Consider the following 22,366-nt stretch of genomic DNA (forward strand, 5'->3'; position numbering starts at 1 on the left):
CTGCCTCTTATTAACCTTTTTTAACAGCCTTCAATTCAGCTACAATTTGCGGATACAATTTATCCAGCTTGTGGAAATACAAAATGACCATCTGCAAAATCCCTAAAATAATCGGCAAGTAAATAAACATGAAGTGAATCGCGCTGCTTGCGGAAGAGCTGATTGTCTCTTGCCCTCCGATATAACCGCCAATCGCCAGACCCCAGCCAATAATAGCTGCGCCCAGACCGCTGCCCGCTTTCGTACCAAAGCTTCCTGCGCTGTATACGAGTCCTTCTGTACGCACACCTGTTTTCCATTCGCCATATTCTACGGTATCGGCCAGCATGGCAAAAATCGTACCCAGAATTGGCGTCATGCCAAGCGCCTTGATCACCAAGCCAACAATAACAAATGTGACATTCGTTGGATCAATCAATATAACTAGCGAGCCCACTATCATAATAAAACTTCCGAAAAACGCCACGTTCCGTTTGCCATACTTCTTGATAAGTGGAGCAATCAAGAACAAACCGACCGCGATAGGAATCAATCCGGCAAAGCTGAGAAGGCCCAGCAGTTCGGCATCATTCAGCATGTACTGTGCGTAATAAATATTCAAACCATTCATGCCATAGTTTGTGTAAACAGTGACAGCGAATAGCAGCATAATCGCCCAATATTTATTGCGGAATAGCGCTCCCAAGCCTTGCTTGAAAGGAATTTCTTTTTGCGACACGGAAGGTTTTACGCGCTCACGCGTCGATTTAAAGGTGATGAAGAACATAATGAGAGATAGAACGCCATATATCGCGAAGGTCAAAATCCAGCCTTTTTCTCCGCCGCCAAATACTTTAACAAGCGGCTGCGTCGCGAAGCTGACGCCGATTGCCCCTGCAAGCGCGCCAAGCATACGAACGATATTGAGTACCGAACGCTGATAGCCGTCTTGCGTAACAAGAGAGTTCAACACTCCATATGGAATATTAATGAACGAGTAAATAAAGTTCATTAATAAATAAGTGACATACGCGTATACAAGAGCTCCACCTGGTCCCACATCAGGGAATGTAAAGAGCAATACGCCTGAAGCTGCGAATGGGATCATCATCCATAGCAGCCATGGACGTGCTTTACCATGCTTGTTTTTCGTTTTGTCTACCAATGCCCCTACACCGACGTCAAGAAAGGCATCCAATATACGGGCAATCAGCATCATCGTTCCGATTGCACCTGCAGCCAGTCCCATTACGTCTGTATAATAATACGTTAGAAACGTAGCCGCTCCTGTGAAAATAAGGTTGCTGGCTGCATCGCCAAAGCCATAACCAATTCGTTCCGACCATCTTACTTTATGGTACGCGTCGTCTTGAACGCTACTTGCTGTCTGATTCGCACTCATCGCATATTCTCCTCTTGTACCTAGCTTTAAAAGCTAATTTATAAGCTGTTCAGCTCTTTAATTAATTGGTCGAGCATGTCTTTGGTGAAGCCATCGCCGCCGAATGCCATCAGGTTGCGAAGCGGCATGTATTGCATCATTTTGACCATCATTTCGGCATGGGCATCATCTTCATCTACGCCGCCGAGCGGGCTGTTCTCCTGGAATTTTTTCATATATGGCTGAAGAATAGCCGTTGCTTCTTCATTGTTATACAAATCGCCAAGCGTCGTATTTTGCGAATAATGCTTTTTCAATTTAACGGTAGATTCAACTGCAAGTGTCGCTTCAAGAACGATTTCCTGCGAGGAATGTCCAACCAAAATAGCGAATTCGCCGCTTTCCACATGCCAATCCTTAATATCCACATTGTAGTAAGCGAAAGAACGTTTATTCAGCACGAAGCTTACCGTTTTCGTCTCGCCCGGCGCCAGTGCAACCTTCTTAAAGCCTTTCAGCTCTTTCTCTGGACGAATAACTGTGCTTGCGACATCCTTCACATAAAGCTGTACAACCTCTTTGCCTGCTACGCTGCCTGTATTGGTCACGTTAACCGTTACTTCAACCTCGTCTGTATCCTTAATGCTTGCTGCGCTCAGCTTTAAGTCGCTGTAAGCAAACGTCGTGTAGCTCAGACCATATCCAAACGGGAACAGAACATCTATTTCCTTCTTGTCATAATAACGGTAGCCTACGAAAATACCCTCTTTGTATTCAACGCGGTCGCCTTCACCCGGGAAGTTCAGGAATGAAGGATTATCGCTAAGCTTCAGCGGGAACGTCTCTGCGAGCTTGCCGGAAGGATTTACTTCTCCGAACAGCAAATCTGCCACTGCTCCGCCAACGGCTTGTCCGCCCAAATAACCTTCAAGCACAGCATCTACTTGATCCAGCCATGGCAGCAGCACCGCTGATCCATTGAGCAGTACAACGACGACGCGGCTTTGAACGCTGGCAACGGCTTCGATCAGCTTGTTTTGATTTTCAGGCAGGTTAAGATGCTCACGATCATACCCTTCTGATTCATAACGGTCAGGCAGGCCTGCGAAAATGACAGCAACCTCCGCCTCGCTTGCAGCACGCTTCGCTTCTTCGATCAACGCTTCATCGATTGCATCATCACCTGCGTGGTAGCCTTGCGCATAAACAACAGCCGAAGCATCGCTAACGAGCGACTTGATTTCATCCACTGGCTGATCCAGCTTTGTCGGCACGATATGCGAGCTGCCGCCACCTTGGAATCTTGGCTTCTCGGCAAAAGCGCCGATAATGGCTATACGGCTGTTTTTCGCAAGTGGAAGCAAGCCGCCTTTATTTTTCAGCAATACCATGCTCTCGCTTGCAACAGTTCTAGCCAGCTGGTGATGCGCGTTTTTGTCATACGTAGCATCCTTGACTTTCTCATCCACCGATTTGAAAATAATGCGAAGCAGACGAGTTACGGCACGATCCAGTGCTTCCTCAGTCAAAGTTCCATTGCTGATCGCATCAAGAACTTTTTTCTCGCCCACGCCGTTGCTTGCCGGCATTTCCAGCTCCATGCCTGCCGCAAGCGACAGGTCACGCTCATTAACCGCGCCCCAGTCGGAAACGACAAAACCTTCATGGCCCCATTCATCCTTCAAAATATCCGTAAGCAGCTTTACATTCTCGGAAGCAAAGGCGCCGTTCACTTGGTTGTACGAGCACATAACCGTCCAGGGCTGCGCTTTTTTCACTGCGCCCTCGAAGCTTGCCAAATAAATTTCGCGAAGCGTGCGCTCATCGACAACCGCATCCGTCGACATCCGGCGATGCTCCTGATTGTTTACCGCGAAATGCTTCAGCGACGTTCCGACGCCTTGGCTTTGTACGCCGTTGATATGGCCTGCCGCCATCTCGGAGGACAAATAAGGATCTTCAGAAAAATATTCAAAGTTGCGTCCGCAAAGCGGGGAGCGTTTAATGTTTACGCCCGGCCCAAGCAGGACGGCAACATCTTCTGCCTGGCATTCTTCACCAAGCGCAACGCCGACTTTGCCAATTAGCTCTTCATCCCATGAGCAGGCAAGTCCCGCTGCAGAAGGGAAGCAAGTTGCTGGAACGCTGTCGAAAATCCCCAGATGATCCGCACCTGTTTGCTGCTTGCGCAAGCCGTGTGGTCCATCCGTTACCATAATAGAAGGTACGCCTAGACGTTCAACACCTTTCAAATGCCAGAAATCAAGACCTGAGCAAAGTCCGGCTTTTTCCTCCAGCGTCATTTGTGCTACGATTTCCTGAATATTTCTCGTCAATGTAAAAACCTCCAATTCGATATAGGTGATGATGAGTCCCTGTTCTACCCCACAGAAAAAAATGGAAGACTAAGAAGCGCAAGCTTCTCCTATCCCCATTTCTTTATCAACTAATTTAAGTATAGTGCGTTTGTTTAGCGCTTTCCTTCCCTCTTTTCATTGAAAACAATGTCACTTTTTATGATTATCCTTCCTCGTCTTTCTTACTCCTTCAAAAAGAAAATAAAAAAGGCCATATAGCCGCTGCCCGCTACAAAAAAAGACCTTCACCGATTGTATAATCGGACGAAGGTCTTCAGAATTTTAAATTTTATTGAGCCATTCCCGTTTAATCTCCAATAGTTGAACCTCATGAGGCGCTAGCAGGCCTTTCAGCGTCAAAACATCCCCAGCTATCTCGGTACGCCTATGCTGCTTCGGCAAGCTGCACTGGTTCAAATAGTCAATATCCGACTGCATCAGCCCGGCAGGCGCTCCCATCCGCAGCCATTCATCATAAGAGCTGCCTGATTCCCGGTTAATCGTATGCCGGTGAATGCGGTAAGCCCCCGGCTCCAGCCCTTCTAGCTGTATAGTCAGCTCCAGCTGGTCGTTATGATTAAACACCGCATAGCGATTATGCGGCTGAATGCCTGAAATATCATTTTTGAGATACATCTGGTCAAAATGAGCGTAATGGAACAGCAGCAGCTGATATGTGCCATCCTTCGACATCGTCAGGCAATAACCATCGCCGCGGTCTAGCAGCTTGCTGCCCAGCTTGGCAAGGAGCTCGTAGGCATAGAAGGCCGCTTTTTTGAGCCCATTATTTGTAATCATGCCGAGTCCGCCATGGAATGTCTCCTGCGGCAGCGGCAGCTCCTCCAATAAATCCGTGACCGTCCAGTAGCCTAGACTGCTCATCTCATCGAGCGTTTCCACGATGTTTTTGGCAATGTATGCGGCTTTAAAGCAAGTATCATTCGTCAGCTCCCGATGATGGGGCGTGGCATTCCATTCCGTCACATGCAGCTCAGTGCCTGTCCAGCCAAGCTCCAGCAGCTTGCGCTTCACCCTGCCTAGCATTTTAGGAATATAGTCCTCGCCCGCATAGCGGAAATCGCTGATTTGAGGCACTTGATCATGCTCAGACTCCGTTACCGCATATTCAATCGGGTACATATGAATGGTGATAAAATCAGGCAGGCACGCATGCTCGGTGCAATAAGCCAAATATTTTTCCATCCAATGGCTGCGATCCACGACGGTGTCTCCCTGCATGCATGGCCCGCCAATTTGCGCCTGCGGGTACACGCGCTTGACCGCCTTAAAGCTCGCTTCATACAATTTCAGGTATTGTTCAAAAGAGTCTGGCCAGAACAGCCCGCCATCCGGCTCATTCCAAAATTCAAAGCGCCAGCTGCTTACCTCGGCACTGCCATAACGAGTAAGGAGATGCTGGATGAAGGCTTCCAGCATCTCAGTCCAATGTGCCATTTCATTAGGCATGCTCATATAGCTTTTTTTATGGAAGAAAAACTTCGACTGATCTGCAAAATCGCCCGGCATAAAGCCCAGCTCGAAGAAGGGACGCAGCCCGATGCTCCTGAAAAAATCGACCACCTGATCGACATAGCCGAAGCTGAACAGCGGCTTGCCGTCTGGCCCCAACCGTGCCACCATCATTTCGTCATCGAAGATGCCGTGGAAGCGAATATATTGAAAGCCAATAGACTGCTGCACCATCCGCAAATGCTGCTGGACTGGAGCAAACAAGGCTTCCTTCGCCTTGCCAATCGTACATAAGTTGCGCCAAGTATGCTTCAGCGTACGCCCGCTGCCAGAGGCGCGGATTTGTATGGAGCGGCAGATGGAGCCTTGATCAGCAGCCGCGATCGTTCCAGCACTCGCTTCCGTTGGCAAATATTTAAACAAGCTGATATATGCATTTTCCCGGTCAAAAGCCAAGTAATTATCGCTGGAAGGCACGGGCAATTCCGTCTCAGGCGAATGCTGCCCACGATGGCCGCGATATTCCGTCGGCGTCATCTGGTAGACCGCTTTGAACGCCTTGTGAAAAGCTTTCAAATTGGGAAAACCGCTGTCCAGCGCGATTTTGATAATCGGCTCCTGTGTCGTCAGCATCGCTTTGACCGCATGCTCCAGCCGAATACGTGTAATATAAGTACGGAACGTCACACCCATGCTTTTTTGAAAAAAGCTGGATAAATACGAGACTGAGAAATTTTCACGCTCGGCCAGCTCATTCAGCGTCAGCGGACGATTGTAATGCTCCTGAATGTATTCATTCAGATGGAGGAGCCGCGCCATCGTTCGGCGGTTGATCGGGTACTCCCGCGTTTCCTGCGTGCTTCTGAATTTGCGCAGCAGCAAATAAATCAGCTCCAGCAGCAGGGAGCGGACTTTAATTTCATAGCCATATCCGGCTTTATTATAATTCCACATAATGGTGGACAGCAGCGTACGTACTTCAATAAACTTCTGCTGATCGCCTTGAGCATGCCAGCAGGAATTGCACTCAAAGGCGGTCTGCTCCGTGTCCACCCCCTGCTCACGCAGGAATGAATCCGGAATTTGCAGCGCCAGCAGCAGATTTTCCTCATCCGATTGTATCGTATGAATGTCATTGCTATTAATAAGGATAATATCCTCTTCATTAAGCACGAAAGGCTTGCCTTGTACAGCAATGATTGCCTTGCCCTTAAGCACGAACAGCAGCTCCATGCTGTCATGCCAATGATTTGGAACATATCTGACGTTATGAAAAAAAATATGCAGCGGCAGCTCATGATCCGTCTGAATGATTTCATAAGTATGATCCATCTGTGTCCTACCTGCCTCGTCCATCTGACCTTATGCTATCGTATACCCAACGTATCACCTGCTCACAGGACTGTCAAATCCAGTCATGCGAAGATAGCGTAAAATCGTAGTCTGCGCTTGATTGTAGGGGAGGTTAGGAGTAAGATGGGTAGGGATGTTTTTTCCAATATTTGAATTTATTCAGGAGGGTATCATTATGTTAGCTGCAATATTCGTTGGCCTTGTGGCTGCTGAGCATTTGTACATATTGGTTATGGAAATGTTTTTGTGGACGAAACCTCGGACGCGCAAAACATTCAACACAACGCCTGAGTTTGCCCAGCAAACCAAGTCGCTTGCCGCCAATCAAGGATTATATAACGGATTTCTGGCCGCCGGCCTGATTTGGGGCCTTGTGCATCCGAATGCCGATTTCGGCTATCAAATCCAGCTGTTTTTCCTCATTTGCGTGCTCGTTGCTGCTTTGTTCGGCGGTCTAACCGCCAAGCGCTCCATTCTGGTTATGCAGGGGCTGCCCGCGCTAATTGCGCTGCTGCTTGTACTGTTTACCTAGAAAAACAATTAAAAAAATCTCCAGCTTCGCTTTAACAGCGACAGGCTGGAGATTTTTTTGACCACGGACAACACGATTATGCAATAATCGTTTCTCCGTCCTCTGGCACAAGGATTATGCTGCTGAGCCCTTTGCCTGCTGCATATTTGCGCAGCTCCGGTCTGGACAGAGAGCAATGATTGACCGCCTCCATATGGGAGGAGATGATAACCGCCTGCGGCGCAGCGAGATGTGTGGCATAAATATCCTCCTTCGTCATAAGGATTGGATCACCTTGCAAAAAGCGGGCCGCGCCTCCATTTACGACGATGACCGTCGGCTCGTAGCTATCGATCGCCGCTTGCGTCTCCTCGCACCAAATCGTATCGCCCGCCACATAAAGCGTCTGCTCCTGCGCATGCTGAAACACAATACCCGACACCTCGCCCATCTGCTCGCCGATTTCTCCTGTGCCGTGCCTGCCATAGGTTCTGCTGAGGCTCACTTCCCCAAGCTGTGCCGATGGCGTAAACAGCTGCACCTGCTCAAAGCCCTTTTCACGAATGGCTGAAGCATCTTGCTCGTTTTGGGCAAAAATCAGCATGTCCTTTGGCAGCAGCTCAACTGCCGCCTGATCAAAATGATCAATATGCAAGTGCGTGACAATGACCGCATCTACAGGGAGCAGCTGCTCCGCTGGAAAGGGCAGCTCGACCGTCGGATTAAACTGCTCTTGGTTAGCTGTATTGGGGATAGGCGGATAGATGCCCTTTGGCGCCAAAAAAGGGTCGACCAAAAAGGTGAGGCCACCATAGTTTATTTTCAAAGTCGCATTGCGGATTTGGGTAATTTGCATGTGCTGTTCCTCCTTTATTGTTGTTCTTTAATAGGTTACTATCTAAGGAACGGCATGAACATAGAAGCAATCACTTAAATTGCACCAAATACTTGATTTTTGAAAGAGGTTGTCGCTTATGCTGGATCATACGGATAAACGCATCATTGACGAGCTGTCGAAAAATGGCCGCATCTCGATGAAGGAGCTTGGCCAGCTCGTTCATTTGACTGGGCAGGCTGCTGCGAATCGTGTCAGCCGGCTGGAGGAAGAGGGATTCATCGAGGGATATACAATTCGTTTCAATCAGGAGAAGGCTGGACTTGCAGTCCATGCTTTCATCCACATTTATATACGCGGGCTGTACCACGGGCCTTATTTGGCGTTTGTGCAGCGGCAGACGGCCATCCTTCACCATTACAAAACGAGCGGGGAAACCTGCTACATGATGGAATGCCGCTTCCCCTCCAATGCTGCGCTCGACCAGTTCCTCACTGACCTGAACGAGCATGCCAATTACAGGCTGTCGATCGTTATTAATCAGACGCTTTAAGCGTCGGGCGTAATAGCTATATACGCATAGGTAATGTTAGTTCGGAGCCCAACCGCATACCCGTGTAGTCAAATACAATGCATTAACTTAGAAAACTAGCAAAAAGCCCTTATTTTGAACAAACTTTGTTCAAAATAAGGGACTTTTCTTTACGAGCTATAAAGTAGAGACGTCAATAACGAATCGATAACGCACATCACTTTTGAGGACACGTTCATACGCTTCATCGACTTGGTCTGCACGGATCACTTCAATCATAGGGGCAATGCCGTGTTCAGCTGCAAAATCGAGCATCTCCTGTGTTTCGCGAATTCCACCAACGAGTGAACCTGCAATGCTGCGACGACCCATAATTAATGAAAAAACTTGATACTTATCTGGTTCAGCTGGTGCACCAACGTTTACAAGTGTCCCATCAATGCGAAGCAGGGATAAATAAGCATCAACATCCAGATTTGCCGACACGGTGTTTAAGATCAGATCAAAGCGACCTGCTAATTGGGTAAATGTAGCGGGATCACTTGTCGCGAAGTAATGATCTGCGCCAAATTCCAATGCTTCCTCTTCCTTATTATTAGAGCGGCTCAATACCGTGACTTGAGCACCCATAGCATGAGCAAATTGGATCGCCACGTGACCAAGTCCTCCCATACCCACAATGGCAACCTTCTTACCTGGGCCAGCGTTCCAGTGTTTCAAGGGAGAAAATGTGGTAATGCCAGCACATAAGAGTGGGCTTGCCACATCCATATCCAGAACGTTTGGGATACGGACAACGAACCCTTCCGTTACAACGATTTTCTGACTATATCCACCGTATGTTGGATTACCATCGTAGTCTAGACCATTATAGGTATTGATAACACCTTTCGTACAATATTGCTCCTCACCACTGAGGCAATATTCGCATTCTCCGCAGGAGTCAACAAAGCAGCCAACGCCAACGCGGTCACCAACGACATATTTGGTCACTTCTGTTCCTACTGCTTCTACGACTCCGGCAATTTCGTGACCAGGAACCATTGGGAAGATTCCACCGCCCCATTCACCGAATGCACTATGAATATCAGAGTGGCAAATGCCACTAAACTTAATATCTATTAAGATATCATGTGGCCGTAATTCTCTTCGCTCAATAGTGGTCTTTTCAAATGGTGCTTTTGCACTTGGGACACTTAGAACAAGTGTCTTCGTCATATTTTCATGATTATTGCACATAAGCGATCACACAATCCTTTCCTTTGTAAAAATAATAAGCCCACTTAAGAAGTAACATCACAGCAACTTATTTTTAATCCATTTAAAATTCACAAGACTAGCTTAATCCTTAAAGTCGACTTTAAGGCAAGGGTTTTTCCGAAAATTATTTTTCACTGTATGATAACGAGTTGCATTAAAGTGTACTTTAAGGTCTATAATAAAACGAAAGAAATAGATCACAACTATTAGTAAAAAATAATGGAGGATACAATGGCATTTTATATAAAAGAAGCAGCTGAAAAGGTAAACTTGCCTACACATACACTCCGATATTATGAACAAGAGGGTCTTTTACCTTTTATAAAAAGAGATGAAAATGGAAATCGTATTTTTGACGAAAACGATTTATTATGGTTAGAGCTCATTGTATGTTTACGAAAAACGGATATACCTCTTGCAGAATTGCGTGCGATCGTGGAATTAACAAAAGAAGGTGACAGCACAGCTGCGAAACGCAAACAGATATTGGAAAAACATAAAGAGAAAATGATGGAGAAACAAAGAGACTTGGATAACGCTTTTATAAAAATCAAAGAGAAAATAGGGTTCTACGATGAAATCGAAAAGAAGTACCACAAAGAAAACCTGTCATTTTAAAGCTTAATTGAGAACTACCTTAATAAGATTTTGGTTGTAAAAAAGCCGTTTTCCCAATGATCTTGGGAAACGGCTTTTTTCTATATAAAGTTGGTTTATGTTTAGTAGCCTAGTCTGATCTTGACTTAAAGTCGACTTTAAACGTTATTATGGCCTTGTATTAGTAAATAAAGAACAAAGGCGGGAGATAGATTTTGATGGATAAAAGAAATCGTTTCTTTATATTTATTTTAACCATAGGTGTTTTCGGCATCTTAAATACGGAAATGGGTATCGTAGGGATATTACCTTTAATTGCTGATCACTTTCATATCAGTGTATCCAAAGCAGGGTTGCTAGTGAGTCTCTTTGCACTTGCTGTTGCAATATCTGGACCCACTTTGCCGTTATTGTTTTCGGGCATAAATCGAAAAAAGGCAATGTTACTTGTACTAGGTGTTTTCGTTTTGGGTAACATTGTTTCCATCTTTGCATCAAATTTCACCATTTTATTACTTGCTCGTGTGATTCCAGCCTTTTTACATCCCGTTTATGTCACAATAGCTTTGACAGCAGCTGCTGCTTCCGTTAGCAAGGAAGACGCTCCAAAAGCTACTTCCAAAGTATTTATGGGAGTAACGGGGGGACTCGTACTTGGTGCACCAGTGTCCAGTTTTATTGCTAGTACAACTTCACTCGAAATGGCGATGTTGTTTTATACAATCGTAAATGCTATAGCGTTTATTGCTATATTTCTATTTGTACCATCTATTCCCGTTAAGGAAAGACTCTCTTATGGATCTCAATTAAGTATATTAAAAAAATCAATTATTTGGCTATCCATTGTTGGTGTTATTTTTATAAATGCAGCGATGTATGGAGTTAGTAGTTTCCTTGCTGAGTATCTTGAAACCATTACGAATGCACCTGGCAAATCGATTAGTTTAATGTTATTCCTATTTGGTGGGGCAAGTATAATAGGAAACATCGTCGCAGGGAAGTTGCTTACTAGAAATGCATTAAAATCTGTAGCCTCTTTTCCATTCGTATTAGCAACCGTTTATATCATATTATTTTTGATGGGACAATTTACTGTACCTATGGCTTTAATTCTTTTTGTTTTTGGAATAGTAGTGGCTTTAGGAAATAATATTAGTCAATATTGGATTACGTCTGCAGCACCAGAAGCTCCTGAATTCTCAAATGGATTGTTTTTAGCATCTGCCAACTTAGGGGTAACAGCTGGGACATCTGTAGGTGGATTATTTATTTCAGGAATGGGTACACAATACGTGGTATTAGGTGGATTCCTATTCTTGATATTGAGTGTAGTATTTATTTTAATGAGAACATACATGTATAGTCCCACAAAACAACTTTCCTAATAAAGAATTAATATAAAAACAGCCCGCAAGAAGAAGACTTTTCAAAAAAGTCATTCTCCTTGCGGGCTATTTTTTCCTGACAGGCGACGGTTAGTTCAATCGGTTAACCAGCTTGAGCACCGCATCTCGCGTCAGCTTGTTGCCGCCAGCAGCAATGAGGTTCACAGTAGCATGAGCCAGCGTGAGCGGGATTTTGCAAAAGCTGAGCGCTGGGCCTTTCTTCAGCTCGGAAATATACGCATCGGCCACCTTCAAATTGCGGCGCGTATACGCCAGCATTTCCTTCGCTCCCCAGCCATCCGGGTAGAAGTCCACGCCCCGTTCCAAATCCTCATCGCGGTTGCGAAGAATATTGACGGCTTGCAGCCCGCGGCCGAAAGCTACAGCCTTCACCGTATCCGACTTCGTTCCATCAAACCATAACCAGATTTCCGACAGCATCTCGCCTACCATCCCAGCTACGCTGTATGTATAACGGTCGAGATCCTCCTCCGTATGGATATGCCAGCCTTTCTCCACCCATTCTGCCATTTGCTTCGACATCATCGCAATATAGCGATAGATTGTGCGCGCAACAGTCGACGGACATAGTTCCGCCCATTCATTTACCCGCATAGATACAGCCGGCAGAACATCTTCATAAGGGGACAAAAGCTTCTGTGTGGCAGCTGTTACGTCAGGAGACTGGAACGCCTCTTCCATTCCGACGAGCAGCTTTACTTTCAATTGGTCTGAGATGTCGTTATGATCCTCTATTTCATCAATAGCCCGCATACACAGATATGCAGCTGCTACAGCTTCCTTCAAGCAGGGCTCCAGACGGCTAATAGGAATATAGAAAGTCCGGCTTGTTTGCTGCAGCATGGTCATAGCATCATTAAGGACGACGTTAGTAATGAGTGTTCCCTCCAAAAGTAGCTTCACATTTCTTATAATCATATCATACGACGCTTAACTTCCCAAATAAAAAGCGTCCTATTATTGCCCGCTATCTAGTACAGCAGCGCGATATTCGGTGTCATAGACGGCAAGGAATGAAGTTAAGCTCTCCAAGTGGCTGGCCTCGATATAAAGCACGCCTCGCGTTATGACAACTTTGCCCTCGGAATCCGGCTTAATGCTCAGCGACCAATCGCCTTTACGCAGCTCAGCGGTTTTCGTTGCGGCATGCCAGATCAGCTCAGCGCCCCATGCTGCAAATACGCTTCGCACCGGGATATACACCTTATTCCCGCTCATGTAGGGTGCAGGGCCGCTCGCTAGCTGCTTGCCGTCAAGCCAAAGCTGTACACTTGCTCCGGCAGGCTTCAAATCTACGCCAGACAATAAATCCTCCGCATTGCGCACAGGCTGCAATTGAGCTGGGTTAACCGCTAGCGCCTTCACATTGCCATTCGGCGGATCAGAAATATACAGCTTTCCTGAGCGATAAAACACCCCCGAAGGCTGGTTAAATTGTGCCTGCTCGACTGTACCGATCTGGTCGCCAGCAGCATTTTTCCCAGCCAGCGTTACAACCCGGCCGTTCGCCGTCACGGCGCGAATCCGGTGATTGAGGCTATCTGCCACGAACAGGACGCCATCTGCATAAGCAAGCCCTCGCGGGCGGTTAAAGCGTGCATCAGCAGCAGCTCCGTTTTGATAGCCTCCCGTCCGATAGCCGGTCAAAGGATCGACCGCTGTCTTTTGGCCTGCAAGCGTCGTGACCTCTCCTTTATCTATTACCCTAATTATATGATTTCCACTATCCGCGACAAAAAGTCGTCCCGTTTCGTCAAAAGCAAGCCCTGTAGGTTCATTAAACCGCGCCTGCGCTGCCGCCCCATCTACATAATCGCCCGTCTCTCCTGACGGCGCTTGTCCAGCAAATGTCGATACGGCACCCTCCGGCGTAATCCGGCGAATAACATGATTCAGCGTATCGGCCACGTAGACGTTGCCCTCGGCATCAACCGCAATACCCGTAGGCGAGCTGAAACGCGCTTCACCCTGCTTCCCATCGGAATAGCCAGCTTCGCCGTTGCCCGCCAGCGTCGTCAGCTTGCCGCCCGCAAATTTGCGAATAACATGGTTATCAGTATCGCTAATGTATACATTCCCTTTCGCATCCGTAGCAGCAAAAGAAGGCATACGGAAGGCTGCTGCCGCCGCTTCCCCGTCAATATACCCCGCTGCTCCGCTGCCTGCGGCAATGCTCAGCTTGCCTTCAGCACCGTTCCAACGGCCGATGGTGTTGCTCCCCGCACTCACTACAAGTAGCTCGTCCCTGCTCGCTGCTGCCGTCAAGCCCCACGGCTGCTTCAAGCCTTGCAGCTCATAGGTTACAGCCGTAGCGGCCGCCGTTTCCGCTGATGAACCAGTGACTGTGGTAGTACCTCCCGCTACGGACCATTCCATAGTTGATCCAGCTCCAGCTGTCGCGCCCGCGGCTGTCTCGGCAGCGACAGCTGCTCCGCCTAGCGGCAGCAGTGATGTGACTAGCAGCGCTCCAGCTGCGAGCAGCATTCCCCTTTTTTTCATCTATCGTCTCTCCCTGCGGTATCCGATTTTTGTAAATAGCCGTTTTGTTACAGCGGCCCACGCGAATCCTCCACTGTTATACTCATCGTCAGTTCAGCAAACTCTTCTCCCCCTTGCTCCAGCTTAACCGTAAGCGTGTAAGGTCCTGCTTCCGCATTCAAGCTTTCGAGCCAATCAGAATTAAGGGTGAAGGCAAAAAAGTTTTCGCCGCCCATTTGGCTGTAATACTCTGCCTCTGATTCAAAGGAAACCGGACCATACGCGTTCGACACCGTTAGCGACATATCCATATCGCTGTATCCGAGATAATACACGGCTATTTCTTCCATTGTTGGCTTGTCGGTCAAATGCTGTACGTAATGAATAGCCGATTGGCTAAGCGCAGGCTTGAAAATAATATCGTTGCCGTCTCTGCCAAGCTCCGTGAAATCTGCCTGCACTTCATCAGTTTCCGCGTTTTTCAGCACATTGCCGCGTACGGAAATATACAGAACAGCATTAAGCGGCATCTCTTCGGCTAATTGGATGACAAGATTTTTACCGTCAATCGTAACGCTCGCCATTTCCAGGAAAAATTCAAGGTCGTTCATCGCAAAAATAACCCCATCCGCCAGCGTCTGCTCTGGCTCCTCCTCCTGCGCATTGAAAGCCAGCAGCGTCGTGAACGGAACGATAATCGTCGTGCTGTTCAGAAAATAAGCATATGGATTTCCGTAAAAAGCGGCCGTATCCGCCTCAGGCGCCCCTTCGTACACGACCGGCGTCGGTGTTTCCGTCGGTACTGGCGTTGGCGTTACATCCGGTGTCGGAGTCGGAGTCGCAGTAGGCGCCGGTGTTGGTGTCACAGTAGCTGTCGGCACTGGCGTGCTGCCGCCCGAACCTGAGCCGCTGCTTCCTCCACTGTTCGCTGGCGCACTAGAAGCGAGCTGGTCATACACGATGATTGGCTTGCTGAAAGGCTTACCTTCAGCTTCTGCCGCCTCGCCTTGCTCCGCCTGCTTTTGCTTCACCAGCTCGCTTATTTGCTGCTTGAGCGCCGCATTTGCTTCCGTGTCAGCGGCCTGATCCAGCTCCTCCAGCAGCTTCTCCAGCGCGACAAGCGGCAGATCGCTCAGAACGAGCGGCTCTTTCGCTCCTTCGCCTGCTTGATTCAGCCCGATTTGCTCATCCGCCTGCAATGCCGCGATCCGCTGGCCGTCCTCGCCAGTGACGCTCACAACGCCTTCGAGCACACCGACATAGCTGTTTTCTTGCCCGTACGAAACAGCGAATTTAGTGCCCATAACGCCCATCGTCGCTGTCGGCGTCTCGATTTCGAATCGCGAATCGCCGGTGAGCTTCTTTTTCACCTGAATAATGACTGAACCGTTCTGGAGCGTCAGCTTCGTCTTGCCGCCAAGCGCGCTTGCGCTTTTGACGAGCTGGCTAATGAGCAGCGTCGTGTTCGCTCCAATCGTCACTTCCTTATCGCTGTCGAGGTCCATGCTGACTTTGCCGCTGCTTCCCGTCTTAATCGTATCCCCCTGCGTAATGGCCATGCCCTTGAACGCCTTGAAGCTTTTTGTGCCGCCGCCCTTCTTCACCTCAGCTTTGCCCGTAATAGACGTCAGCTTGCCGACTTTATCGGTATCCTTCGCCCATGCAGCCGTAGGCAGCGCCACATAACACACGACTAATAACACAAGCAGCCATTTGAAGTTTCTCATTTTAATCCCTCCAATTCATAAATGTGAATGCCTTGTTCCTTGCCCTTGACCTTTATTTCTCCAAGCGACTCTGCCAAAATGCGATCCTTGACCGCCTCATACGTCGATTCGCTAAGCACAATTTGCCCCGGCTTTGCATTGCTCTCCAGCCTGGCAGCCGTATTGACCGTATCGCCAATTGCCGTGTAGTCCATCCGCGTTTTGGAGCCGATGTTGCCGAAAACCGCAGGCCCCGTATGGATGCCGATCCCGAATTTCACGCCAAAGCCAAAGCGCTCGGTGAGCTTCTTCTCCAGCTCCACTGAGCCCTGCTTCATCGCCCATGCGGCTCGCACCGCTTTCATTGGATGATCCTCCAGCAGCAGCGGCGCGTTGAAAATCGCCATCGTCGCATCGCCAATAAACTTGTCCAGCGTACCCTCCTGCTCGAAAATGCAGCTGGCGGTCAAATCCAAATACTCATTCAAAATTTCGACGATCTCTTCCGGCTCCGCCTTCTCCGACAGCGGCGTAAAGCCGCGAATATCGACGAACAGCACCGTCAGGACGCGCCTGCTCCCGCCCAGCTTCAAGCCGTCCTCGCCATTTTTCAAAATCTGGCTGACGACCTGCGGCGCCACATACCGGCCAAAAATATCCGTCACACGCCGCCGCTCCACCAGCTCGCTTACATAGTTGAAAATGACGACGGCTAGACAGCTGACAGCCAGCAGCGGCACAGCATAACCAAGCGACAGCAAAATGCCTTGCCCATATAAATAACGTCCACCTCCGATAAATACGGCGATAAGCGCCGCAACCGACAGAAAGGACAGCAGCATATTCAGCTTGCGGAACAAATAATACGCCAGCACCACGGACGCGAGCAGAACGAGCGCATTCCATTTCCAATCCAGCTCCCGCTTGAAATCCTGCTCCATGAGCTGCTGGAGGATATTCGCATGAATTTCCACGCCGTTCATCGCTTGCTTATCGTTCATTGGCGTCAAATAATCGTCGTTAAAGCCGACAGCGTAAGGACCGATCAAGACAATTTTATTTGTAAAATAGTCCGCCGGAACGTCGCCGCTCAGCACGGCCGAATAAGAAATTGCCTCATACTGATTGGGGCTGCTCGTATAGGCGATAGGGAATCGTTGAAAGCCGTCGAGCGGCAGCTTGGACGCATCGGCCTGCTTGCCTAAACGCTGCATGTACAGCTTGTAAATTTCCCATGTAAAGCTGTTGACCTGCACGCCATCTTTATTAAATGAATACAGCGCCTTGCGCACAACCCGATCAGAATCGGTAATCGTGTTGATATGGCCAGTCGCTGCGGCCGCTTCCTTCAAGCCATCGAACGGCTCGGAAAGCTCCTCCGCTTCAATCGCGCCTAAACGCGCAGACTCGGAGAAGGTCCCGTAGACGGGCAGCACGACATTGCCTGCTCTCGCAACCGCATCGACAAACTCGCTGTCCGACTCCTCATCCGAGCTCGTCGCAAAGGTTACATCAAACGCAATGACCTCCGGCTTGCCCTCGCTCAGCGTATCAACCAGTTGAGCATGTGCGCTGCGGCTCCACGGCCAGGTGCCGAGATCCTCCAAGCTTTGATCATCGACAGCGACGATGACGATTTGCGTATCAACCGGGCTTTCCCGCTGCATCACATGGTCCTGGAAAAAAAACTCAGCCTGTGAGAACGTCCCCCGATATAGGCACAGCAAAGCAAGCGCCGTCAGTACGGCCATGACATGCTTGAGCTTGATCTTCAATTGTATTTCCCCTCTCAAAGCTGGCCGAATGACTGACTACACGATCAACAGCAGCCGCCTCTATCTCTGTCTAAATTATACTTTTATATCTCTAGCTTTTATGTAAAATTATCCTGTCTTTCATTATAATTCAGAATGCGCCGCTTGGGCATGATCTGACGTGAACTTTAGGAAAAAATATTGCTTTCAGCTGCACAGGAAGCAGCCCCCTGCCAATAAAACCGACAGAGGGCTGCTTCCTGCGTGCTTAATTCGTTGTATTCGTTGATTCTGTTGGATTGCTCGTGCTAGTTGCATCATCTGTCAGGCCTGCATCCGCCAAAGGCTCGGACAGCGTATATTCAACGCTTCCTACCTTCAATTTGCTCGCCGGAAGCAGCTCCACGTCCTCGCCTAAATCCACAACGACGCGGTTCGGATAATCGCTCGGATTTGGCTGCGCTGCGCTGCCAGCAGAACCTGGCTCGCTGGTGCCTGCTCCACTTGGGCTTGCGCTGCTTCCACCGCCAGTGGCCGCATCGTCATTCGTGCCGGCACTGGCGTCTGGCGATGGGGAAACGCTGCCCGGACTTGCAGATGCTGCATCTGCCGTACCAGCCGCTGCATTTTCTACATTGCCCGTGTTGCCTGCCGCTGCATCGCTCGTTGCTGTAGGAGTAGGCGATGCGCTATCGCCCGGGCTGGCGGAAGCTCCGCTTTCATCTGTGCCTGTTCCGGGAGTTCCCGTAGGAGCCGCCGTACAGCTAGGAATGAAGGTTAAGCCGCTGTATTCCTTTGTTTCTCTATCTGCTGCGACAACAGCCACCGTCTCTGGTAAAAAAGCGCTGCATATCGCAGCGTCCGTGAACCGGAATACGAGCGTCGTCGTTTGTTTGCCGTCAACGCCGTCCTGCTTCGCTGCATACACGAGTGTATTCGGAATTGCTGCTCCTGGAGTAGTCAGGCCAGGACCATCCGTAGCGCCTGGAAGATTGGCCCCTTCCTCAGGCTTGTCTCCTCCACCAAGCGCAAGCAAGCCGCCAATGCCTACCATTAGAATGGCAAAAGCAATAACTAAGGAGAAGAGGAACGGTTTGCGATTTTGCCGAAACAGCTTCGACAGAGGCGAAGAAAGCTCCCCTCTTACCTGCTTGTAGACAGCTTCCAGCCTCGGACCCGCTTTGGAAAAATACTGGTTCCGATTCGCTCGGCTCTTAAACGCATCGCGGTCATGCTGCTTGAAATAATTCGTAATTGCAGTTGCATACGCAGGCACGAAGCCTCGCGGCCGCATAAAATCCTCATGGCGCTCCGACCATGCGAAAAATTGATAAACGAGCTCTTTTTCCCCTGCGCTCTTGCGCAGTGTATCCAGCAGCCCCGCATAATCAATCGTCTCCATATCCGAGCTGCGATAGAAGGCAAGCACAAGCTGCTCGAACCGCTCGGCTTTCATTTCCGAATCGACCGTCAGCATCCACCGCCGGCCAAGCTGCTGGGCGCGGTCGATTTCGACCGGAGACAGCTTTGCGAACAGGCTCGCCTTCGGCAGCGGCTTGAAAAACCAATCATACGCCGCTTTAATAATAAGCGCCGTCGACTTTTGCCTTGGATCAGTCAATTGAGCGTTCCACTGCTCCACCCGATCCGCCTTCTCCAGAAAGCTGCCTTTCAGCAGCTCGCGCTGCGACAGCCGATCCAAATCAAGCTCCGTCAGCAGCGTCCGGTAGGCGACAAGCTCCAGCTCAAACAGCCTGACGCCAATTCCCGCCGTCAAATGGTTCGTCTTCACGCGGCCCTCGTCGCTGTCGAAAGCGGAAGCGCTCAGCTTGTCCAGCTGCTCATGCACTTGCTGGAACACCTGTACAGGCTGCGCCTCATCCATCAGCTTATCCTTAAGCTGCTGCCTGACGAGCTTGTGAACGACATCATTATCGAGAATGGCCGGAAACTCTTTTCCCCATTTGCCCATGAAAATAATGATATCCTTCGCCGACCTTGTATCCCGCAGCTTGCCATCCAAATACGGGAGCAGCAGCCGTTCAAGCAAGGGTCCGTTCGCGAGCATTTTGCTGACAAAATCCTTCAACAGAAGCGGCTCGGCTTCCAATGCTGCATAGTAGGCAGCCATCGCTTCAGCTTGGCCCTGCTGTTGTGCAGCGAGCAAGGAGCGGATGAAGAAATCGACGATTTTGCCGCCGTTATATTTGCTGTCAATATGGTAATAATCCTTGAAGCACTCCGCAATGAAAGGCTCAGGCACACGCCCGTCACGAACGGCATCAAACTCATAATCGAAGCGGGACAAAAATAAATCATTCATCCGTATGCGCTGCGTAAGCGCTTCTGCCGGCCGCAAATACTCCAGCATTCCGCGCAGCACTGCACTTTTATGCGTTTCATACAGCTCATCGCTGCCTTCCTCGACTTGGAACAGGACGCTTAGCTCATGGTAAGAGTGGGGCGCCATTAGCCGCTCCTGCCCCATGCCCCTGAGCATTTCCTCAGCGAACTGATAAAAACGCTCGGCGCGGTCCGGCTCGTCCAAGACGTTCCAGGCAAAATCCAAATAAGGATGCTCTCCCTTATCCAAATCCACATTTAGGAAACGATCATTAACAAAATCAAAGGTGTAGTCCTTATCCGCATTGCGGTCGCCCGCCCGCAGGCTGCCCTTCTCGACGAAGGTGAGATGAATCCCTTTTCGGCTTTGCGGCTCCTTGGCAAACGTCATGAAACCAAGCTGCTTGCGGAATGCATAAGGCAAGCTCGCATACAGCAGCGCCAGCAGCGCCTTCGCTTGTTCCGGCAGCTGCCGGGCAGGCACATCCAGCGCCACATACACCTTCTTGCGTCCGCCAACCGATGCCATAACGGCAAACAGCAGCTGCTTGAAGCGCTGCTCGCTCATATTCAGCGCAGCGAGCGCCGCCCGTTGTCCGCCTGAGCCCGCTTGCCCGGCACCGCCCGCAGCAGATCCTGCGGCTCCAGCATCGCGGGCCGTCCATGCGCCGCCCGCCGCTTGCGGCAGCGCCGCCAAATCGGGCAGCTCCATGCCTTGCTCGATATCGTAGCTGTCCACGAAGGCAGCACCGAGGTAAGCTTTATAGCTTTCCGGGTCGGCATCCGCAATCGCGGATGGAATGACGTAGTTGTGCGTGAAGAAAGCGCTGCGCAGCCCAGTGAAGTCCACGGCTTGATAGACGCTGCGGCCGACAACCGCCTCGCCGCCCTCAAGCCGCAGCACATACGCCGTTTCTGGATAAGCGGCGCCATCCTTCTCGCCGCTCGCTGCCAGCTCCGCTGGGGCGTCATAGACGCAAAGCGGATGCAGCTGCTTTTTCACAAACTGCTGGTCCAGCCCTTCGGACTTGGCTACCGTGTCATAACCTTCTGTCGAGCGGAAAATGCCTCGCCGCTCCCGTGTATACATCTGCTGGCCAATGGTAGAGGTAGAATGCTTCACTATTCTTTTCTCCCCTCTATATAACCCAGCTTGTACAGCAGCCAAATAAACGGCTCATCGACGCGGATCGGGCTGACGACCGTCTCCATCTTCTGATTGACCGGATTGCTGCCAAGCGCCGATACGGCATAATACGCCGTATCTTTAAAGTAAACGTCCATCGTCCCTTTAAACGGACGGTCAACCTTTTCGATAAAGCGCCGCATTTCGCCATCCATGTTCTCAAACTCGGTTAAATTGAAATAATTGCGATGCACCATATTGTGGAAAATATTGCTGTTCGACTTAATATATTCGCCTTCCTCATCCTTGAGCGCATGCAGCATATCGCTTTTCGTCAAGACGACGGCGGTTGGAATATCCGTCTTGCTGTTGTCCTGGTACGCGATAAAATCCTTGAACATCGTCAGCACGACATCCCTCGGCTCATCATATTGTGGAGCCCACTCGCCCGGCTTGTCGCCGTGGTTAATACGCAGCTTCTCGCGAATGGAGCGGATTTGCAGCGGATCGACCATGAACAAAATGCCAGCGGAGTTTTTAATGTGCTGCCCATGCAGCCCCAAATAATCCTCCTCGACCATGCCCTCGCCCGCCACATCGAAAAACACAAGCGTCAGCGGCGGCTTGGACTCGTCACGGAAGACGAATTGAAAAATAAACGGCTCCTGCATTTTTTCCTTCTGCGTGGAAGCCAGCAGGTCGCCGCGCCCAAACAGCGGCTCCTCATAGTTCGTGCGGAACTTGCGGCTGATCTCCGCCGTAAGCGGCATGCACGCCGCGTTAAAATGATCGGCGGTCGTATTTTGCAGCGTATGTATGAGCGCTGTCATATACACCGATTTGCCGACCTGGGAAGCACCAATAATCGAAATAATATTACTCGGCACCTTGCCTGACGTCACTGGCAGCTCGTTATGGCATTTCGGACACAGCCTTCTGCGCGTAAGCTCGCCGTAGCGGTCGTTCAAGCCAATCAGTACCTCGCCTGCATAAAGATGCTTCTCCTCCGGCACATCCTCGGGATGAATAACCGCCTCAATATCGTGCACGGAATCGAGGCCAAAGCGCTCTCTATACCGATTCAGCTGCTCGTCCTCGCCCAGCGCGTAATCCTCATCGTCCTCGCGGCTGTGCGTGGCACGAAATACGACATCTTCCGGCGAAAACTTGCTGAAGCAAAATGGGCATACAATATCATAAGAGCCTTGAAGCAGCTCTGCTTGCGGTTTTCTTTTCAAAAAATCAAAAAAGCCCATGCCTTATCTCCCCTTCCTGCTG

Annotated in this window: 15 protein-coding genes; 4 read left to right on the plus strand and 11 right to left on the minus strand. The window is 49.7% G+C overall.

Annotated elements, in window-relative coordinates; genetic code table 11:
- Positions 1-10 precede the first annotated feature (10 nt).
- From WH37_RS16505 to WH37_RS16515, 3 genes are all read right to left on the minus strand, one after another.
- Positions 11-1,381, minus strand: a complete 1,371-nt coding sequence (locus tag WH37_RS16505) for an MFS transporter (RefSeq protein WP_046231713.1) — start codon at positions 1,379-1,381, stop codon at positions 11-13.
- Between the two features lie 38 nt (positions 1,382-1,419).
- On the minus strand, positions 1,420-3,696 hold the full coding sequence (locus tag WH37_RS16510) for a glycoside hydrolase family 3 C-terminal domain-containing protein (protein ID WP_046231714.1): 2,277 nt from the start codon (positions 3,694-3,696) through the stop codon (positions 1,420-1,422).
- Between the two features lie 303 nt (positions 3,697-3,999).
- Positions 4,000-6,519 (minus strand): GH39 family glycosyl hydrolase, encoded by a 2,520-nt coding sequence (locus WH37_RS16515; RefSeq protein ID WP_046231715.1) that lies wholly within the window; start codon positions 6,517-6,519, stop codon positions 4,000-4,002.
- Between the two features lie 196 nt (positions 6,520-6,715).
- On the opposite strand from WH37_RS16515, the gene WH37_RS16520 reads away from it, so the two are divergent.
- Positions 6,716-7,072: a DUF1304 domain-containing protein gene (locus tag WH37_RS16520; protein ID WP_414811849.1), complete on the plus strand. Its 357-nt coding sequence runs from the start codon at positions 6,716-6,718 to the stop codon at positions 7,070-7,072.
- A 76-nt stretch (positions 7,073-7,148) separates the two neighbouring features.
- Here the strand turns inward: WH37_RS16520 and WH37_RS16525 are convergent, their stop codons facing one another.
- Positions 7,149-7,907 (minus strand): MBL fold metallo-hydrolase, encoded by a 759-nt coding sequence (locus WH37_RS16525; RefSeq protein WP_046231716.1) that lies wholly within the window; start codon positions 7,905-7,907, stop codon positions 7,149-7,151.
- A gap of 118 nt (positions 7,908-8,025) precedes the next feature.
- Here WH37_RS16525 and WH37_RS16530 point away from each other — a divergent pair, with 118 nt between their 5' ends.
- Positions 8,026-8,439 (plus strand): Lrp/AsnC family transcriptional regulator, encoded by a 414-nt coding sequence (locus WH37_RS16530; RefSeq protein ID WP_046231717.1) that lies wholly within the window; start codon positions 8,026-8,028, stop codon positions 8,437-8,439.
- 156 nt (positions 8,440-8,595) lie between these two features.
- Here the strand turns inward: WH37_RS16530 and WH37_RS16535 are convergent, their stop codons facing one another.
- A complete protein-coding gene (locus WH37_RS16535; RefSeq protein ID WP_046231718.1) occupies positions 8,596-9,657 on the minus strand; it encodes an NAD(P)-dependent alcohol dehydrogenase in 1,062 nt (353 codons plus the stop codon).
- A gap of 252 nt (positions 9,658-9,909) precedes the next feature.
- On the opposite strand from WH37_RS16535, the gene WH37_RS16540 reads away from it, so the two are divergent.
- Together WH37_RS16540 and WH37_RS16545 are read left to right on the plus strand one after the other, a co-directional pair.
- The gene (locus WH37_RS16540; RefSeq protein WP_046231719.1) at positions 9,910-10,296 is read left to right on the plus strand and encodes a MerR family transcriptional regulator; all 387 of its coding nucleotides are present in this window, start codon (positions 9,910-9,912) and stop codon (positions 10,294-10,296) included.
- Positions 10,297-10,493: 197 nt separating this feature from the next.
- Entirely contained in the window at positions 10,494-11,660 is a 1,167-nt protein-coding gene (locus tag WH37_RS16545) for an MFS transporter (protein WP_046231720.1), read from the plus strand.
- A 90-nt stretch (positions 11,661-11,750) separates the two neighbouring features.
- Here WH37_RS16545 and WH37_RS16550 read toward each other — a convergent pair whose 3' ends face one another.
- The 6 genes from WH37_RS16550 to WH37_RS16575 form a co-directional block, all read right to left on the minus strand.
- Positions 11,751-12,530, minus strand: a complete 780-nt coding sequence (locus tag WH37_RS16550) for a squalene/phytoene synthase family protein (protein WP_046231860.1) — start codon at positions 12,528-12,530, stop codon at positions 11,751-11,753.
- A gap of 108 nt (positions 12,531-12,638) precedes the next feature.
- Complete coding sequence (locus WH37_RS33690) at positions 12,639-14,180, minus strand: NHL domain-containing protein (protein ID WP_052737021.1); 1,542 nt, start codon at positions 14,178-14,180, stop codon at positions 12,639-12,641.
- 47 nt (positions 14,181-14,227) lie between these two features.
- Positions 14,228-15,886 carry a FecR family protein gene (locus WH37_RS16560; RefSeq protein WP_046231721.1) on the minus strand — a complete coding sequence of 553 codons (1,659 nt, stop codon included), beginning with the start codon at positions 15,884-15,886 and terminating at the stop codon, positions 14,228-14,230.
- Complete coding sequence (locus tag WH37_RS16565) at positions 15,883-17,640, minus strand: CHASE2 domain-containing protein (RefSeq protein ID WP_052737022.1); 1,758 nt, start codon at positions 17,638-17,640, stop codon at positions 15,883-15,885. Before WH37_RS16565 ends, WH37_RS16560 begins: the two co-directional genes overlap by 4 nt.
- A gap of 247 nt (positions 17,641-17,887) precedes the next feature.
- Positions 17,888-21,085: a GAP1-N2 domain-containing protein gene (locus WH37_RS16570; RefSeq protein WP_052737023.1), complete on the minus strand. Its 3,198-nt coding sequence runs from the start codon at positions 21,083-21,085 to the stop codon at positions 17,888-17,890.
- A complete protein-coding gene (locus tag WH37_RS16575; RefSeq protein ID WP_046231722.1) occupies positions 21,085-22,344 on the minus strand; it encodes a TRAFAC clade GTPase domain-containing protein in 1,260 nt (419 codons plus the stop codon). The genes WH37_RS16570 and WH37_RS16575 overlap by 1 nt, the downstream gene beginning before the upstream one ends.
- Positions 22,345-22,366: the final 22 nt, after the last annotated feature.

It is taken from the genome of Paenibacillus algorifonticola, assembly GCF_000971975.1.
GTDB classification, from domain to species: domain Bacteria; phylum Bacillota; class Bacilli; order Paenibacillales; family Paenibacillaceae; genus Pristimantibacillus; species Pristimantibacillus algorifonticola.

Bases quoted from the DNA above. Each gene is read 5' to 3' on its own strand.
- WH37_RS16505 (WP_046231713.1), bottom strand. From the start codon at position 1,381: ATGAGTGCGAATCAGACAGCAAGTAGCGTTCAAGACGACGCGTACCAT.
- WH37_RS16515 (WP_046231715.1), bottom strand. From the start codon at position 6,519: ATGGATCATACTTATGAAATCATTCAGACGGATCATGAGCTGCCGCTG.
- WH37_RS16520 (WP_414811849.1), top strand. From the start codon at position 6,716: ATGTTAGCTGCAATATTCGTTGGCCTTGTGGCTGCTGAGCATTTGTAC.
- WH37_RS16525 (WP_046231716.1), bottom strand. From the start codon at position 7,907: ATGCAAATTACCCAAATCCGCAATGCGACTTTGAAAATAAACTATGGT.
- WH37_RS16530 (WP_046231717.1), top strand. From the start codon at position 8,026: ATGCTGGATCATACGGATAAACGCATCATTGACGAGCTGTCGAAAAAT.
- WH37_RS16535 (WP_046231718.1), bottom strand. From the start codon at position 9,657: ATGTGCAATAATCATGAAAATATGACGAAGACACTTGTTCTAAGTGTC.
- WH37_RS16540 (WP_046231719.1), top strand. From the start codon at position 9,910: ATGGCATTTTATATAAAAGAAGCAGCTGAAAAGGTAAACTTGCCTACA.
- WH37_RS16545 (WP_046231720.1), top strand. From the start codon at position 10,494: ATGGATAAAAGAAATCGTTTCTTTATATTTATTTTAACCATAGGTGTT.
- WH37_RS16550 (WP_046231860.1), bottom strand. From the start codon at position 12,530: ATGACCATGCTGCAGCAAACAAGCCGGACTTTCTATATTCCTATTAGC.
- WH37_RS33690 (WP_052737021.1), bottom strand. From the start codon at position 14,180: ATGAAAAAAAGGGGAATGCTGCTCGCAGCTGGAGCGCTGCTAGTCACA.
- WH37_RS16560 (WP_046231721.1), bottom strand. From the start codon at position 15,886: ATGAGAAACTTCAAATGGCTGCTTGTGTTATTAGTCGTGTGTTATGTG.
- WH37_RS16575 (WP_046231722.1), bottom strand. From the start codon at position 22,344: ATGGGCTTTTTTGATTTTTTGAAAAGAAAACCGCAAGCAGAGCTGCTT.